The organism is Pseudomonas sp. DC3200b2 (assembly GCF_049895785.1).
Classification (GTDB): domain Bacteria; phylum Pseudomonadota; class Gammaproteobacteria; order Pseudomonadales; family Pseudomonadaceae; genus Aquipseudomonas; species Aquipseudomonas massiliensis.
This window is the reverse complement of sequence record NZ_JAFCTA010000001.1, coordinates 319,881-334,924: the sequence shown is the minus strand read 5'-3', so window position 1 is coordinate 334,924 and position 15,044 is coordinate 319,881. Positions and strand designations below refer to the sequence as shown.

The window sequence follows — 15,044 nt, the reverse complement described above, 5'->3', positions numbered from 1 at the left end:
TGTGATTACCGAGCTCGCTTCCCTGCCACCTGTCAGCCTGCTGCAGTTTTTCCTCGGGCTGGCGATGCTGATGCTTGGCGCCGAGCTGAGCGTTCGCAATCTGTTGCGCCTGGCTGAGCGCGCCAGGGTACGCCCGTTGATCGCCGGCCTTTCACTGATGGCACTGGGCAGCAGCGCGCCACAGTTGGCCATTGGCCTGGGCGCCATCAATGCCGACGCGCCTGACCTGGCCTTTGGCAGCCTGGTAGGCGGCACCCTGTTCAACCTATGGGTCACGCTGGGCCTGTGCGCGCTCATCGTGCCCTTGCGGGTCTCTCCCTCGGTGGTGCGCCTGGACTTGCCCCTGGTCGCGCTGACGGCCGTCCTGCTCTACGGGCTGTCGATGGATCAGCGCCTTGGTAGCCTCGAAGCCGTGCTGCTGGTTGCCGCCTGGGCAGGGTATCTATGCCGGGTGGCATGGCATTTCAAGCATGCGCACAGGCCGGTGCCCCGCGCGCCCGTACGACAGCGCTCGGCCCTTGCCGCTGGGGTACGCCTGGCTTTGGGCATTCTGGCGCTGACCCTGGGGTCGCAATGGATATTGGCTGCCACCGTGGCCATTGCCAACGAGCTTGGCCTGTCCGAGCGCATCATGGGGCTGACGCTGGTTGCCGTTTGCGCTTCCCTCCCCGGCCTGGCGATGTCTTCGCTGGCGGCCCTCCGGGGCGAGCGGGAGCTGGCGGTGGGCAACGTCATCGGCGCTACGCTGTGCAACCTGACCGGGGTGCTGGGCGTCGTTGTGCTGGCGGCCCCCCGTGGCCTGTCGATATCGCCCAACAGCCTGGCGTTCGACCTTCCCGTTCTGTTCGTGGCCGCGCTGCTGGCCTGGCCGCTGTTGCGCCTCGGCTACCGCCTGAGCCGCCTGGAAGGATTGTTGCTGCTTGCCCTTTATGCGCTCTTTGGCGCGCACCTTGTGGCCTTCAACACCGACATGCCCTTGGCGATGCGCGCCGAACGCCTGCTGCTGCATTACGTGCTGCCGCTATTGGGCATCTTGGTGGCCATGGAGGCATGGCGCAACTGGCGCAGGTCCGGACGCTCCTGAGACGTCAGATCAGGCCGCTCCAGTTCAACAGGAAAATGCCGATGTTGGTGGTCACGATGGCCGCGATGGTGGTGATCACCACGATGGTAGCCGCCAGGCGATAGTTGCCGTTGGCGGCGCGGGCCATCACGTAACTCACCGAGGCGGTGGGCGCGCCGAAATACAGGAACAGGATGCCCAGGTCGGCACCGCGAAAGCCGCATGCCCAAGCGCCCAGAGTAGCCACCAGCGGTAGCGCCACCATCTTCACCAGGCTGGCACTGATAGCCAGATGGCTACCGGCGCGCAGCGCGGACAGCGACAGGGTGCCACCGATACAGATGAGCGCCAGGGGCAGTGTCATGTGGGCCAGGTATTGCGCGGATTGATCAAGCCAACCCGGTAGTGGAATCTGCCATACCGCGAATGGGATGGCGGCCACCACGCCGAGGATCAGAGGATTGCGAACCACGCCGATGGCCAGGCTCAACGGGTCGGACTTCATGGTCGGGCTGTAGTAGGCCAGCACCACGGAAGAGAGGCTGTTGTAGAGCACGATCAGCACCGCGGCCAGGATCGAGCCCACGGCAATGCCGTAATCCCCATACATGCTGGCGGCCAGCGCCAGACCGATGATGCCGTTGTTGCCGCGAAAGGCGCCCTGCACGTAGATACCGCGGTCCGCCACGGGGCAATGCCAGCGCGCCCATAGCCAGATCAACCCGAAGCTGATCACCGTGGCAATGGCGAAATACACCATCACACCGATCTGCAGGGCTTCGTTCAGGTTAGCGTGAATGATGCCCAGGAACAGAAGACAGGGCATGGTCACGTTGAACACAAGTTCAGAGGCGACCTTGATGAAGCCATCGTCGATCCATCCTACGCGCTTTAGCAACAGCCCCATGAACAGCATCGCAAACACGGGCGCGGTGATGTTCAAGGTTTCCAGGAAAAGGCTCAGCATCAAGTAGGCGATCCGTTATCAATCATCTGCTGCATGATAATTCACCTGAACGAAAAAGCGCGCCCGGAGGCGCGCTTCTTGAATGCCGCTTGGGAGCAGGCGGCCGGTCATGCGAATTACTGCGGGCCGAGCTTGTCCATCAGCGCGGCCAGGGCGGCGTACTCTTCCTCGGTGAGGTCGGTCAGCGGCGTGCGCACCGGACCGGCGTCGTAGCCAGCGATCTTGGCGCCAGCCTTGACGATGCTCACGGCATAGCCAGCCTTGCGATTGCGGATATCCAGGTAAGGCAGGAAGAAGTCGTCGATCATCTTGCCAACAGCTACGTGATCGTCCTTGGCGATGGCGTGGTAGAAGTCCATGGCCAGCTTGGGCACGAAGTTGAATACCGCCGAGGAGTAGACCGGCACGCCCAGTGCCTTGTACGCCGCTGCGTAAACCTCAGCGGTGGGCAGGCCGCCCAGGTAGCTGAAGCGGTCGCCCAGGCGGCGACGGATGCTGACCATCAGCTCGATGTCACCGAGGCCGTCCTTGTAGCCGATCAGGTTCGGGCAACGCTCGGCCAGCTGCTCCAACTGTACGGCATTGAGGCGGCAAACGTTACGGTTGTAGACGATCACACCGATGTTCACGGATTTGCACACGGCTTCAACATGGGCCGCGACGCCATCCTGCGATGCTTCGGTCAGGTAGTGAGGCAGCAGCAGCAAGCCCTTGGCGCCCAGGCGTTCGGCTTCACGGGCGTATTCGATGGCCTGGCGGGTGGCACCGCCCACACCGGCGAGAATCGGCACGCTCTTGGCGCAGGTGTCGACCGCGGTCTTGATCACCTGGGAATATTCACTGGCGGCCAGGGAGAAGAATTCACCGGTGCCGCCGGCGGCGAACAGCGCGCTGGCGCCGTAAGGGGCCAGCCACTCCAGCCGCTTGATGTAGCCTTGGGGGTTGAAATCCCCTTGGGCGTCGAAATCGGTGACCGGGAAAGACAGCAGGCCGGCGGAAAGGATGGACTTGAGTTCTTGTGGAGTCATTGTTGTGAACACCCTGGTGCGCTGAGAAACAAGAACCGGCGGCTGCCGGTGTTGTATGTCATCGTACAACCAGAGAGGCAGTCCGACAAGGGGGTTGTGCAAAGATTCCGTGCGCGGCATCGAGATTCACAGGCGGAGCCCTTCCCCAGCTGGCGCTGGGTCCCACAAAGGTAAGTCGGTTCACACGCGGCGGGAGTCAGCGCCAGCTGGCGAACCGTGAACGGCTCAGACGGGAACCCGAGGGCGGAGCCGTTCCCCTGGGCTATAGGGGGCTGGCGGCTTCCTCGTGCGCCTGGCGCAGGCGCTCGCGGCTGTTTGTCAAGTGCAGGCGCATGGCTGCACGGGCGGCATCGGCGTCCTGACGGGCAATGGCGTCGAAGATCTCTTCGTGCTCGCGGCTCAATCGGCTCATGTAGTGCTGTTGATCGTCATGGGCCAGGCGGGCGGAATTGAGCCGGGTACGCGGGATGATGCTCGTGCCCAGGTGAGTCATGATGTCGGTGAAATAGCGATTTCCCGTGGCCAGGGCAATGCGCAGGTGGAACTGGAAGTCCGAGGCCACCGCATCGGTGGCGTGGGCAGCGCTTTCGTTCAGGGCATCCAGGGCTTCGCGCATGGCCTGCAGGTGAGCATCGCTGCGCCGCTGCGCGGCCAGGCCGGCGGACTCCACTTCCAGGCTGATCCGCAGCTCCAGCACGGCCAGCACGTCTCGCAGCGTGACGATGGTGGCCGGATCGATACGGAAGCCACTCGGGCTAGGCGTGTCGAGCACGAAGGTGCCTATACCGTGACGGGTTTCCACCTGCCCGGCCGCCTGCAGCCGGGAAATGGCCTCGCGGACAACCGTGCGGCTCACACCCTGCTCTTCCATGATCGCCGACTCGGTAGGCAGCTTGTCGCCGCGCTTGAGTTCGCCGTTACGGATGCGCTCGCTCAGGACGGCTACCAGCTCCTGGGCGAGGCTGCGAGGTTTCTTGCGGGCGCGTGGCATGGCGCTCTGATTGTCCATAGGTAAAGCCGGTCTCGGGTTGATCACGCCCCATCATAGCGCAAAGCGGCTCGTACGATCACGTTAGAGCGCGCTGGGCGCCGACGCCTGCTGAACATGCAGCTGTCCACCTTCGATCTTGACCAACCGCGGGTGGAAAGGTCGCAGGCTGGTCCGGTGGCCAACGCTGACGAGGCTGACGCCCGGGAGCTGGTCGATAAGCCCCTGGTAGAGGCTCGCTTCGTCTTCTTCATCCATGGCCGAGGTGGCTTCATCCAGGAACAGCCACTGAGGCCGGTAGAGCAACGCGCGGGCGAAGGACAGCCGCTGCTGCTCCCCCGGAGACAAGACCCGCTGCCAATGATTGCCTTCGTCCAGGCGCGACACCAGATGGCCGAGACGGCATTGCTCCAGTGCTTCGCGGTAGCGCTCATCCGGGTAGCTGTCCCCGGCCAGGGGGTAGCTCAGGGCCTCGCGCAAGGTGCCGATGGGCATGTAGGGGCGTTGCGGCAGGAACAGCGTGCGGTCCTCAGGCCGTAGAATCTGCCCGCCGCCACGGGGCCAAAGCCCGCCGATGGCGCGCAGCAGGGTGCTCTTGCCACTGCCGGAGCGGCCGCTGAGCATCAACCGCTCGGTGCGGGATACGTCCAGGTTGACGTTGTCCAGCAAGGCTCGGCCGTCAGCCAGCCCCAGGGTCAGACCAGCAATGTGCAGCTTGTGTCCCTGGGTTTGGACATCGATGGGCGCGGACCGAAGCTCGTTTTCGGTCATGGCCTGGCGGAAGCTGAGCAGACGATCGCAAGTAGCTTTCCATTCGGCCAGGGAGGCATAGGCATCTACGAACCAGCTCAGGTTTTCCTGCACATTGCCGAAGGCCGAGTTGATCTGCATCAGACCGCCGAGTTCGATCTTACCCGCGAAATAGCGCGGCGCCGCCACGACGAAGGGGAAGATGATCGCGATCTGGCCGTAGCCTGAGGTAAAGAATGTCAGGCGTTTCTGGACCTGCATCAGCGACCAGAAGTTGCTCCACACCCGGCCGAAACGGCCCTGCAACCGCTCCTGCTCATTGGGCTCGCCATTGTAGAGAGCAATGGTTTCGGCATTTTCCCGAATGCGCACCATGGAAAAACGCAAGTCCGCCTCGTAGCGCTGCTGCTGATTGTTCAGCGGGATCAGGCGCCGGCCGATCAGGTGGGTCAGCCAACTGCCCACTACCGCATACAGCAGCGCCGCCCAGAACATATAGCCAGCAATGGTGTAGCCGAACAGTTCGACGCTTCCGGATACGCCCCAAAGGATGATAGAGAAGGACACCAGGCTCACTACCGTGCGCAGCAGGCCGAAGCCCAGGCTCAAGGTGGTACTGGTGAACCGGTCGATGTCTTCGCTGATGCGTTGGTCAGGGTTGTCAGTGTAGGCGCCGGTTTCCAGATGATAGAAATTCTTGTGCCTGAGCCAGCGCGCGAAATGCTGCTCGGTCAGCCAGCGGCGCCAGCGGATGGTCAGCATCTGGGTCAGGTACAGCCGGTACACCGCGCTGAGAATGGCAATGGCGGCGATGCCGGAGAAATAGAGGATCAGATGACTGAAGGCCTCCGTGTCCTTCTGCTGGAGTGCGTTGTAGAAGTCGCGGTACCAGTTGTTCAACAGTACCGAAATGGCCACGCTGAACAGCGACAGCCCGATCACGGCGACCAGCAACAGCCACGCCTTGCCTTTTTCTTCACTGCGCCAGTACGGCACGGTCATCGCCCACACGCGACGGAAGAACGAGCCCTGCACGGCATCGTTCACTGCGGAATATTCAGCGTTCTCGGTCATAGTTGGCTCAAAGCGTAGGAGCGCCCGTCACGCCTGGCTTCAGGTGGCTGGCGGGCGAAGAGGTGATCCTGGGACTCAACGGCGCACAGGCCGCTTTTGCAGCTTGCGCTGCAGGGTACGCCGGTGCATGCCCAATGCGCGAGCGGTGGCGGAGATATTGCCTTCGTGCTCTGCCAGCACCCGCTGGATATGCTCCCACTGGAGGCGATCCACGGACATCGGGTTGTCCGGCACCAGCGAGTCCAGGTCGGCATGCTCGGAAAGCAAGGCCGTCAGCACGTCGTCGGCATCGGCCGGCTTGCAAAGATAATTACAGGCGCCGCGCTTGATCGCCTCCACGGCGGTGGCAATGCTGGAATACCCGGTAAGGATCAGCACCCGCATTTCCGCGTCCAGCTCCAACAGCCTGGGCAACAGCACCAAGCCTGAGTCCCCTTCCATCTTCAGGTCCAGCACGGCGTAGTCGGGCACGTCCTGGCGGGCGAGGGCCAGGCCCTCCTCGGCGGACCCGGCGGTACTGACGCGAAAGCCACGACGGCCCATGGCGCGCGCCATCACACGGGTGAAAGTAGCGTCGTCATCGACCAGCAGCAAATGCGGCAGCTCTTCGCCATCCGCGGCCTGGTTTGTATCAGTCATCTGTCTCTCCTCGGGCGTCACGGGGAAGGCGCAGCTCCGTGAGCGTGCCGCCATCCTCATGACTATAGAGTCTCACCGAGCCGCCAGCGCGGGTTACGCTGGCCTTGCTCAGGAACAGGCCAAGGCCGAAGCCCTTGCCCTTGGTGGTAAAGAAAGGTTTACCGATTTGCTCGGCAATGGCCAGAGGTACACCCGGCCCATGGTCGCGGATCCTGATGAAGATGTTTTCATCGTCCCACTCCAGGCGCACTTCCAGGTTGTCCGGGCAGGCATCGGCCGCGTTGTTGAGCAGGTTGAGCAGGGCCTGGGTAAGGTCCGCCGGCGGCGCCAGCCGGGGGACGCTGCCATTGCCGCCACGCTGCAGACGGTAGCTGGCCTCCGGACGCATCAGGTGCCAGCGGTTCAAGGCCTCGTCCAGCCAGGCGGTGACGTCCTGGTCCACGACATCCTGGCGGCGGTTGGCTTCCGCGGCGCGTACCAACTGCTGCAAGGTCTGCTTGCATAGCTGGACCTGGTCCTGCAGTACCTGAAGGTCTTCCTGCAGCATCGGGTCCGAATGGTCCTGGCGCATCTCCTTGAGCAACACGCTCATGGTCGCCAAGGGTGTACCCAGTTCATGAGCCGCGCCCGCGGCCTGAGTGGCCACGGCCAGCAACTGTTGGTCACGCAGGCCCTCCTCTCGTCGTTGCGCGCGCCACTCCTGCTGGCGGCGCAATTCCTCGGCCATGCGCGCAGCGAAAAAGGTGATCACCGCCGCCGCCAAGGCAAAACTGAGCCACATGCCGTAGATCTGCATGTTTTCCCGGGCCGCCGGGTAGGTTTCCAAAGGATAGAAACGCACCAGCAGCAGGGTATAGCTCGCCAGGGCCAGCCCGGAAAGGATCAAGGAATACAACCAGGGCAAGGTCACCGCGGCGATGGTCAACGGCACCAGGTAGTAGGACACGAAGGGGTTGGTACTACCGCCGGAGTAATACAGCAAGGCGCTGTGGATCAATAAATCGCCCCCCAGCTGCAGGGCATACTCCAGCTCCGTGACCGGCAACCGCCAATGCAGGCGCACCGCGGTCAGGGCGCAGAGCACCGCGGAGCATGCCAGGGTCAGCGCCAGTTGCCACCATGGCAAGGGCAACAGGTGCGTCAGGTAGGCAAAGCCCACCGAGCCGGCCTGGGCCGCCAGCACCAGTATACGTACGAGAGTAAGACGCCAGAGGTTCTGACGAGAGGCGGAAAGCGGCGGAGCGGCGGTGGGCATGACTGTTCCTGGCAAAGGCGTTTGTCTTGCAAAACATTTCCCGGGCAGCGGAAAAAGATCCGCCGGAGTATAACGACCTCCCCGGCGCCCTGGCAGCGCTGCGGCAAAGCACCACAGCGAGAGGTCCGCCTGCTGCGCTGGAACCGTGACTGATGGCAGCCGGTCCTACTCGCAACCTTGATAAAGGAGTGAATCATGATACGCACCCTTGGCCTTTGCGCACTCTTTAGCGCTACCGCCCTGCTCAGCGCCGGCGCGCTGGCCGACCCGGCGCCGCGCTATAACCAGGTGTCCCTGCACGCCGAGGCGAGCCGTGAGGTGGCCCGCGACCTGATGAGCGTGACGCTGTATAGCGAAGCCGAGGACAAGGATCCGGCCCGCCTGGCCGAAACGGTGACCGCAAGCCTGAACGAGGCCCTGACCAAGGCACGCCAGGTCAAAGGCGTGAGCGTACGTCAAGGCAGCCGCAACAGCAGCCCGGTCTACGACGAAAAAGGCCAGGGCATCACCGGCTGGCGAGAGCGCGGCGAGTTGCGCCTGGAAAGCCAGGACTTCGCCGCCCTCGCCCGCCTCACCGGCGAGCTTCAGCAGAGCCTGAAGCTCGGGGGCATGGATTTCAGCATCGCTACGGCCACTCGCCAGCAGAGCGAGGATGCCTTGATCAAGGATGCCATCGCCGCCTTCAAGGCACGCGCGGACATTGCCCGCCAGGCAATGGGAGCCAAGGGCTACAAGGTCGTCAGCCTGACCCTCAACAGCAACTCGGTTCCACAACCTTACCTGCGTGCGCCCATGATGATGAAAGCGGCACGGGCTGAAGCGGTGACGGCGGACGTGGAAGCCGGTACCACCGAGGTGACCGTCAGCGCTGACGGCACCATCGAACTGCAAGACTGATGACCCGAAGCCGCCATTGCGCACCAGGAACGCGCACTGGCGGCTTTCCGCCATCAACCTTAATGGCGAAACCTTAGGGAAAGTGATGGCCCCAACGGTTAATTCGCCCGAAATTTACATCCATGCGACATTCGAGTACGTTCGTACAGCAATTTCGGAACCTTCCGACCCTTTGGCATTGCATTCGGTATGGGCCCTGCATAAGTATCGGCAGGAAGGCTCACGAGGCCGTCCTCTTTCGAAAAAAGCACAACAATGAGGCCCCCATGCTCAAACACGCAGTCATTCCGTTCCTGGTCGGTGCAGGTCTGCTCGCCGTCACTCCGCTGAGCCAAGCCGCTTCGAACCTGGTGTTTTGCTCGGAAGGGAGCCCGGCTGGCTTCGACCCAGGCCAATACACCACCGGTACGGATTTCGACGCTTCCGCCGAGACCGTTTTCAACCGCTTGACCCAGTTCGAGCGCGGCGGCACCAAGGTCCAGCCTGGCCTGGCCACCAGTTGGGATGTGTCCCCCGACAACCTGACCTATACTTTTCACCTGCGCCCGGGCGTGAAGTTCCACACCACCGATTACTTCAAGCCCACCCGTGACTTCAACGCGGACGACGTGCTCTTCACCTTCAACCGCATGCTCGACAAGGACATGCCGTTCCGCAAGGCGTACCCCACCGAGTTCCCGTACTTCACTGATATGGGCATGGACGCGAACATCACCAAGGTCGAGAAGCTGGACGACGCCACGGTTCGCTTCACCCTCAAGGAAGTGGACGCGGCCTTCATCCAGAACCTGGCCATGAGCTTCGCCTCCATCCAGTCGGCCGAGTACGCCGACAAGCTGCTCAAGGAAGGCAAGCCCGAGCTGATCAACCAGCAGCCGATCGGCACCGGCCCGTTCGTGTTCAGTCGCTACCAGAAAGACGCCCAGATCCGCTTCAAGGGCAACAAGGACTACTGGAAGCCTGAAGACGTCAAGCTGGACAACCTGATCTTCGCCATCACCACCGACGCCTCGGTGCGCGCGCAGAAGCTCAAGAAGAACGAATGCCAGGTCACGGCCTACCCTCGCCCGGCGGACATCCAACCGCTCAAGAGCGACAAGAACCTGAAGATGCCTGACCAGGCCGGCTTCAACCTTGGCTATATCTCCTACAACGTGACCCATAAGCCACTGGATAACCTCAAGGTCCGCCAGGCGCTGGACATGGCCGTAGACAAAAAGCATATCCTCGAAGCGGTGTACCAGGGCGCGGGCCAGGAGGCGGTGAACGCCATGCCGCCGACCCAATGGTCCTACGACACCACCATCAAGGATGCCGGCTACAACCCGGAAAAGGCCAAGGCCCTGCTCAAGGAAGCCGGCGTTCCCGAAGGCACCGAGATCCAGCTCTGGGCCATGCCCGTGCAGCGTCCGTACAACCCCAACGCCAAGCTGATGGCCGAGCTGCTGCAAAGCGACTGGAAGAAGATCGGCATCAACGCCAAGATCGTCAGCTATGAATGGGGCGAGTACATCAAGCGCGCCAAGAATGGTGAAACCGACGCCATGCTGATCGGCTGGAGCGGCGACAATGGTGACCCGGACAACTGGCTCGGCACACTCTTCAGCTGTGACGCGGTCAACGGCAACAACTTCGGCAAGTTCTGCAACCAGGACTACGAAAAGTTGATCAAGGGCGCCAAGGCCACCGTCGATCAAGACAAACGCACCGAACTGTACAAGCAGGCGCAACAACTGCTCAAACAGCAAGTAGCGATGACCCCCATCGCTCACTCGACGGTGTACCAGCCCATGAGCGCCAAAGTGGACGATTTCAAGATCAGCCCGTTTGGTCTCAACTCCTTCTACGGAGTAGGCATCAAGAACTGAGTTGATTCCAGGCACCGCTACGGCCCGTTAGAGGCCGACGGTGCCTGGGTCGTAGGCGCGCGAAGTTTTCAGAAACTTCTCACAGCCCCCTCGGAAACTTCCTGTTTATCCCGAACACGTCCGTCTTTATGGTCGGTCGCGTGCCTGCCTGTCCGATTTGGCCAGGCGGGTGCCTCTTTCTTGGCAAGAAAGAGCGATGAAGAAGTTTTGACACGGCTTGACCGAAGATGTCGGCACAGCACTTCGGCAGTGTTCAAGGCTTATCAACTGTATCAATAGAAAAAGTACCGGAGCCTCGGCAACCGGCAACAAGCAGTCAGGAGCTACCATCTTTATGAAACCCGCAAAACAGAGTTTGCTCGCCCTTGCCATCGCAGGCGTCAGTACTTTCGCCGTGGCCGAGCCGGCTAGCCAGGCATTCGTTCCGCTGGAGGTCAAAGGTACCAGTGCCCAAAGCGAGGCCACCGGCTTCATCGAAGGGCAATCCCTGTCCGGCACCACGCGCAATTTCTTCGCCAAGGAAAAATGGAAGCGCGGCGGCGGCCTTACCTTCCAGAAGGGTGACGGTAGCCGCGAACACACCAGCAGCCGGGACACCTGGACCCAGGGCACCATCCTGAACTACAGCTCCGGCTTCACCCAAGGCACCGTCGGCTTCGCGGTAGAGGGCGCGCTTTACAACGAGATCGCCCTGGAACAGGGCCGCGGACGAATCGCCGGCGGCGGCAACCGGACCCTGGCCGACCACGATGGCGATGCCGTGGAACAGTGGAGCAAGCTGGGCCTGGGCAACCTCAAGGCCCGCTATTCCAATACCGTGCTTACCGCCGGCCGCCAGAACCTCAATACTCCCATGGTCGCCACCATCGGTAACCGCGCCCTGCCCTCCAGCTTCGAAGGGGTGGCGATACACAGCGCCGAGTTCACCAACCTGACGCTCGATGCCGGCACCTTCGACCGGGTATCGCCCCGTACCGAGCAGAGCCTGACCCGCTTCGTCAGCGAATACGGCAATCGGGGCGTCAGCGCCGACCACGTCAACACCCTGGGCGCGGTCTACAAGCCCTTCCAGAGCCTGGAAGCGAGCCTCTACGCCACTCAGGCCGAAGACCTGTGGAACCAGTACTACCTGGGCTTGACCCACGAGCTGGGCGACGCCGACCTGGTGGCCCTGACCACCAGCCTGAACTACTACAAGACCAAGGACGAAGGCGCCAGCAAGCTGGGCGACATCGACAACAACACCTACAGCCTGAGCTTCACCGGCACCCATGGCGCCCACAGCCTGACCCTGGCGTACCAGGAAGTGGACGGCAACGAATACTTTGACTACCTGCACGAGACCAACGGTATCTTCCTGGCCAACTCGCTGTTGTCGGACTTCAACGGCCCCAATGAAAAATCCTTCCAGGTCGCCTATGGTCTGGACATGGCCAAGTACGGCGTACCGGGTTTGAAGTTCAGCCTCTACAGCGCCCGCGGCTGGGGTATCGACGGCACCCATTATCGGGGCACCGGCTATACCGACGTCGTCAACATGGACGGCGAACACCACTACGAATACGGCGTAGGCACCTCCTATGCCGTGCAGAGCGGGCCGCTCAAGGCCACGACCATACGCGCCACCTACACCACCCACCGCGCCAGCGAAAACCAGGCTGACGGCAGCCTGAACGAGCTGCGTGTGGTCACCACGGTTCCGTTCAACATCCTCTAACAGCACGCGCGGCGCGGAGGGCTCACAAGGCTCGCCCGCGCCGTCTACGCTGCCATTGAAACCCAGAGGTCTTCCATGAAAAGCCATACTTTGCGCGTCGCCCTGGGCGCGGCTCTGTTCAGCCTGAGCGCGCTGGCCGCCGCCAAACCCTTGGTAGTCTGTACCGAGGCCAGCCCGGAGGGCTTCGATATCGCCCAGTACACCGCGGCCACCACCGCGGACGCCGCTTCGGAAACCGTCTTCAACCGCCTGGTGGACTTCACCCCTGGCAGCACCGACACCCAGCCTGGCCTGGCCGAGCGCTGGGAGATTTCCGAAGACGGGCTGACCTACACCTTCCACCTGCGCAAAGGAGTGAAATTCCAGACCACCGATTACTTCACGCCCACCCGGGACTTCAATGCCGATGACGTGCTGTGGAGTTTCCAGCGCCAGCTGGACCCGGCCCATCCCTGGCATGACAAATCACCCATGGGCTTCCCCTATTTCGAGGCCATGGGCTTCAAGGACCTGCTCAAGGCCGTGAAGAAGGTGGACGACCACACCGTCATCTTCGAACTCACCCGGCCCGAAGGGCCTTTCCTGCGCGACCTGGCGATGGGCTTCGCGTCGATCTACTCGGCCGAGTACGCCGACCAGTTGCTCAAGGCTGGCAAAACCGGCGAACTGAACAGCAAACCCATCGGCACCGGACCGTTCATCCTTGTGCGCTACAACAAGGACGCGCAAATCCGGTATAAGGCCAACCCGGACTACTACAAAGGCAAACCTGCGGCGGACCCGCTGGTATTCGCGATTACCACCGACAGCAACGTTCGCCTGCAGAAGCTGCGCGCCAATGAATGCCAGGTGGCGGTGTATCCCAAGCCGGACGACATCCCGGCGCTCAAGGCCGATCCGAACCTGCGGGTGGACGAGCTGGAAGCCCTGATCGTCAGCTATGTGGCCATGAACACCACCCACAGATACCTGGATGACGCACGGGTGCGCCAGGCCATCGCCATGGCCCTGGACAAGGACAACCTGGTCAGGACGCTGTTCGGCGAAGGCAACGCCACCGTGGGTACAGGACCTTACCCATCGACGTTGCTCGGTTTCAACTCTAGAATCGCCAACCTTCCCCACGATGCGGAGAAGGCCCGGGCCCTGCTCAAGGAAGCCGGCGTGCCCGAAGGCACGCGTTTCACCGTGTTCATCCGCAACGGCGGTGGGGTAACGAACCCCAACCCGGCCCTGGCGGCCCAGCTGTTGCAGGCGGACCTGGCCAAGGTGGGCCTGAACACAGACATCCGCACCCTGGAATGGGGCGAACTGGTCAAGCGCGCCAAGCTTGGCGAGCACGACCTGGTGTTCTATGGCTGGGCCGGCGACAACGGCGACCCGGACAATTTCGTCACGCCGAACCTGAGCTGTGACGCCGCCAAGAGTGGCGAAAACGCCGCGCGCTGGTGCAACCCGGCGTTCGACAGCCTGCTTTCGCAGGCACGGGCCGAAACGGAACCGGCCAAACGGGCGGCGCTCTATGAGCGAGCCCAGGAAATCTTCCACAAGGACCAACCGTGGATCAGCCTGGCCTACCCCAAGCTGTTCGTGGCAATGCGCAAGACTGTCGAGGGCTTCCATATCAGCCCGATGACCAACAACAACTTCGCCACAACCCGGGTGAAGTAAAAAACCGACCCGCCGCGGCCTCATCCAGGCCAGCGGAGGGCTCCGAGGCGCAAGGGCCACCCCCCTTGCGCCTCGGCCGTACTGGCCGACGAGGTATGACCCTGAAATGTTGAGCTTTATTGCCCGCCGATTGGGATTGCTGATCCCCACCTTCTTCGGCATCACCCTGCTGACGTTCGCGTTGATACGCCTCATCCCCGGCGATCCGGTGGAAGTGATGATGGGGGAACGGCGGGTCGACCCCGAGATGCATGCCCAGGCCATGGAGCGCCTGGGGCTGAACAAGCCGTTGTATGTGCAGTACGGCAACTACATCGCGCAACTGGCGCACGGTGACCTGGGCCAGTCCCTGAGGACCCGTGAAAGCGTCTGGACCGAATTCACCACCTTGTTCCCCGCTACCCTGGAGCTGTCCATCGCCGCGCTCATCTTCGCCGGCGTGCTGGGCCTGCTGGCCGGGGTGATCGCGGCGCTGCGGCGCGGCTCGCTGTTCGACCATGGCGTGATGGGCATCTCCCTGGCCGGTTATTCCATGCCCATTTTCTGGTGGGGCCTGATCCTGATCATGTTCTTTTCGGTGCAACTGGGCTGGACGCCCGTGTCCGGGCGCATCGATCTGCTCTACGACATCGAGCCGAAAACCGGCTTCATGCTCATCGATACCCTGTTCAGCGAAGACGAAGGCGCCTGGATGGATGCCCTGCGCCACCTGATCCTGCCGGCCATCGTGCTGGGTACCATCCCGCTGGCAGTGATCGCCCGCATGACCCGCTCCTCGATGCTCGAAGTACTGCGCGAGGACTACATCCGCACCGCTCGCGCCAAAGGGCTCTCCCCTGCCCGCGTGGTGTTCGTGCATGGCCTGCGCAACGCCTTGATTCCGGTGCTGACCGTGTTCGGGCTGCAGGTAGGCACCCTGCTGGCCGGTGCCGTGCTCACGGAAACCATCTTCTCCTGGCCGGGCATCGGCAAATGGCTGATCGAGGCCATCGGCGCCCGTGACTATCCCGTGGTTCAGAATGGCATCCTGCTGATCGCCTGCCTGATCATCCTGGTCAACTTCGTCGTGGACATTCTCTACGGCCTGGCCAACCCACGCATCCGTCACCAGCGCTGAGATCCTGCCC

12 protein-coding genes are annotated in these 15,044 nt (G+C 62.5%); 6 read left to right on the top strand and 6 right to left on the bottom strand.

Annotation, left to right across the window (positions count from 1 at the left end; genetic code table 11):
* Position 1: 1 nt before the first annotated feature.
* A complete protein-coding gene (locus ACP691_RS01665) occupies positions 2–1,084 on the top strand; it encodes a sodium:calcium antiporter (protein ID WP_426149797.1) in 1,083 nt (360 codons plus the stop codon).
* 4 nt (positions 1,085–1,088) lie between these two features.
* On the opposite strand, the gene ACP691_RS01660 is transcribed toward ACP691_RS01665, so the two are convergent.
* The 6 genes from ACP691_RS01660 to ACP691_RS01635 all read right to left on the bottom strand — a co-directional run bounded on the left by ACP691_RS01660 (position 1,089) and on the right by ACP691_RS01635 (position 7,764).
* The gene (locus ACP691_RS01660; RefSeq protein ID WP_426149796.1) at positions 1,089–2,030 is read right to left on the bottom strand and encodes an AEC family transporter; all 942 of its coding nucleotides are present in this window, start codon (positions 2,028–2,030) and stop codon (positions 1,089–1,091) included.
* Between the two features lie 116 nt (positions 2,031–2,146).
* Positions 2,147–3,058, bottom strand: coding sequence for a 5-dehydro-4-deoxyglucarate dehydratase (kdgD, locus tag ACP691_RS01655; protein ID WP_426149795.1), 912 nt, complete (start codon positions 3,056–3,058; stop codon positions 2,147–2,149).
* A 262-nt stretch (positions 3,059–3,320) separates the two neighbouring features.
* Complete coding sequence (locus ACP691_RS01650) at positions 3,321–4,067, bottom strand: FadR/GntR family transcriptional regulator (protein WP_426149794.1); 747 nt, start codon at positions 4,065–4,067, stop codon at positions 3,321–3,323.
* A gap of 63 nt (positions 4,068–4,130) precedes the next feature.
* Entirely contained in the window at positions 4,131–5,870 is a 1,740-nt protein-coding gene (locus ACP691_RS01645; RefSeq protein WP_426149793.1) for an ABC transporter ATP-binding protein/permease, read from the bottom strand.
* A gap of 75 nt (positions 5,871–5,945) precedes the next feature.
* Positions 5,946–6,509 (bottom strand): response regulator transcription factor, encoded by a 564-nt coding sequence (locus ACP691_RS01640; RefSeq protein WP_040261771.1) that lies wholly within the window; start codon positions 6,507–6,509, stop codon positions 5,946–5,948.
* Positions 6,502–7,764 (bottom strand): ATP-binding protein, encoded by a 1,263-nt coding sequence (locus ACP691_RS01635; RefSeq protein WP_426149792.1) that lies wholly within the window; start codon positions 7,762–7,764, stop codon positions 6,502–6,504. Before ACP691_RS01635 ends, ACP691_RS01640 begins: the two co-directional genes overlap by 8 nt.
* Positions 7,765–7,959: 195 nt before the next feature.
* On the opposite strand from ACP691_RS01635, the gene ACP691_RS01630 reads away from it, so the two are divergent.
* The 5 genes from ACP691_RS01630 (at position 7,960) to ACP691_RS01610 (ending at position 15,034) form a co-directional block, all read left to right on the top strand.
* The gene (locus ACP691_RS01630) at positions 7,960–8,661 is read left to right on the top strand and encodes an SIMPL domain-containing protein (protein WP_426149791.1); all 702 of its coding nucleotides are present in this window, start codon (positions 7,960–7,962) and stop codon (positions 8,659–8,661) included.
* Positions 8,662–8,927: 266 nt separating this feature from the next.
* A complete protein-coding gene (locus ACP691_RS01625) occupies positions 8,928–10,529 on the top strand; it encodes an ABC transporter substrate-binding protein (RefSeq protein ID WP_426149790.1) in 1,602 nt (533 codons plus the stop codon).
* A gap of 334 nt (positions 10,530–10,863) precedes the next feature.
* Complete coding sequence (locus tag ACP691_RS01620; protein ID WP_426149789.1) at positions 10,864–12,246, top strand: OprD family porin; 1,383 nt, start codon at positions 10,864–10,866, stop codon at positions 12,244–12,246.
* 75 nt (positions 12,247–12,321) lie between these two features.
* Positions 12,322–13,917 carry an ABC transporter substrate-binding protein gene (locus tag ACP691_RS01615; RefSeq protein ID WP_426149788.1) on the top strand — a complete coding sequence of 532 codons (1,596 nt, stop codon included), beginning with the start codon at positions 12,322–12,324 and terminating at the stop codon, positions 13,915–13,917.
* Positions 13,918–14,023: 106 nt separating this feature from the next.
* Positions 14,024–15,034: an ABC transporter permease subunit gene (locus tag ACP691_RS01610; RefSeq protein ID WP_426149787.1), complete on the top strand. Its 1,011-nt coding sequence runs from the start codon at positions 14,024–14,026 to the stop codon at positions 15,032–15,034.
* Positions 15,035–15,044: the final 10 nt, after the last annotated feature.

Excerpts from the sequence above, each read along its gene's own strand:
- kdgD (WP_426149795.1), bottom strand. The coding sequence starts at position 3,058 with ATGACTCCACAAGAACTCAAGTCCATCCTTTCCGCCGGCCTGCTGTCT.
- ACP691_RS01610 (WP_426149787.1), top strand. The coding sequence starts at position 14,024 with ATGTTGAGCTTTATTGCCCGCCGATTGGGATTGCTGATCCCCACCTTC.
- ACP691_RS01635 (WP_426149792.1), bottom strand. The coding sequence starts at position 7,764 with ATGCCCACCGCCGCTCCGCCGCTTTCCGCCTCTCGTCAGAACCTCTGG.
- ACP691_RS01660 (WP_426149796.1), bottom strand. The coding sequence starts at position 2,030 with ATGCTGAGCCTTTTCCTGGAAACCTTGAACATCACCGCGCCCGTGTTT.
- ACP691_RS01640 (WP_040261771.1), bottom strand. The coding sequence starts at position 6,509 with ATGACTGATACAAACCAGGCCGCGGATGGCGAAGAGCTGCCGCATTTG.
- ACP691_RS01645 (WP_426149793.1), bottom strand. The coding sequence starts at position 5,870 with ATGACCGAGAACGCTGAATATTCCGCAGTGAACGATGCCGTGCAGGGC.
- ACP691_RS01620 (WP_426149789.1), top strand. The coding sequence starts at position 10,864 with ATGAAACCCGCAAAACAGAGTTTGCTCGCCCTTGCCATCGCAGGCGTC.
- ACP691_RS01630 (WP_426149791.1), top strand. The coding sequence starts at position 7,960 with ATGATACGCACCCTTGGCCTTTGCGCACTCTTTAGCGCTACCGCCCTG.
- ACP691_RS01615 (WP_426149788.1), top strand. The coding sequence starts at position 12,322 with ATGAAAAGCCATACTTTGCGCGTCGCCCTGGGCGCGGCTCTGTTCAGC.
- ACP691_RS01625 (WP_426149790.1), top strand. The coding sequence starts at position 8,928 with ATGCTCAAACACGCAGTCATTCCGTTCCTGGTCGGTGCAGGTCTGCTC.
- ACP691_RS01650 (WP_426149794.1), bottom strand. The coding sequence starts at position 4,067 with ATGGACAATCAGAGCGCCATGCCACGCGCCCGCAAGAAACCTCGCAGC.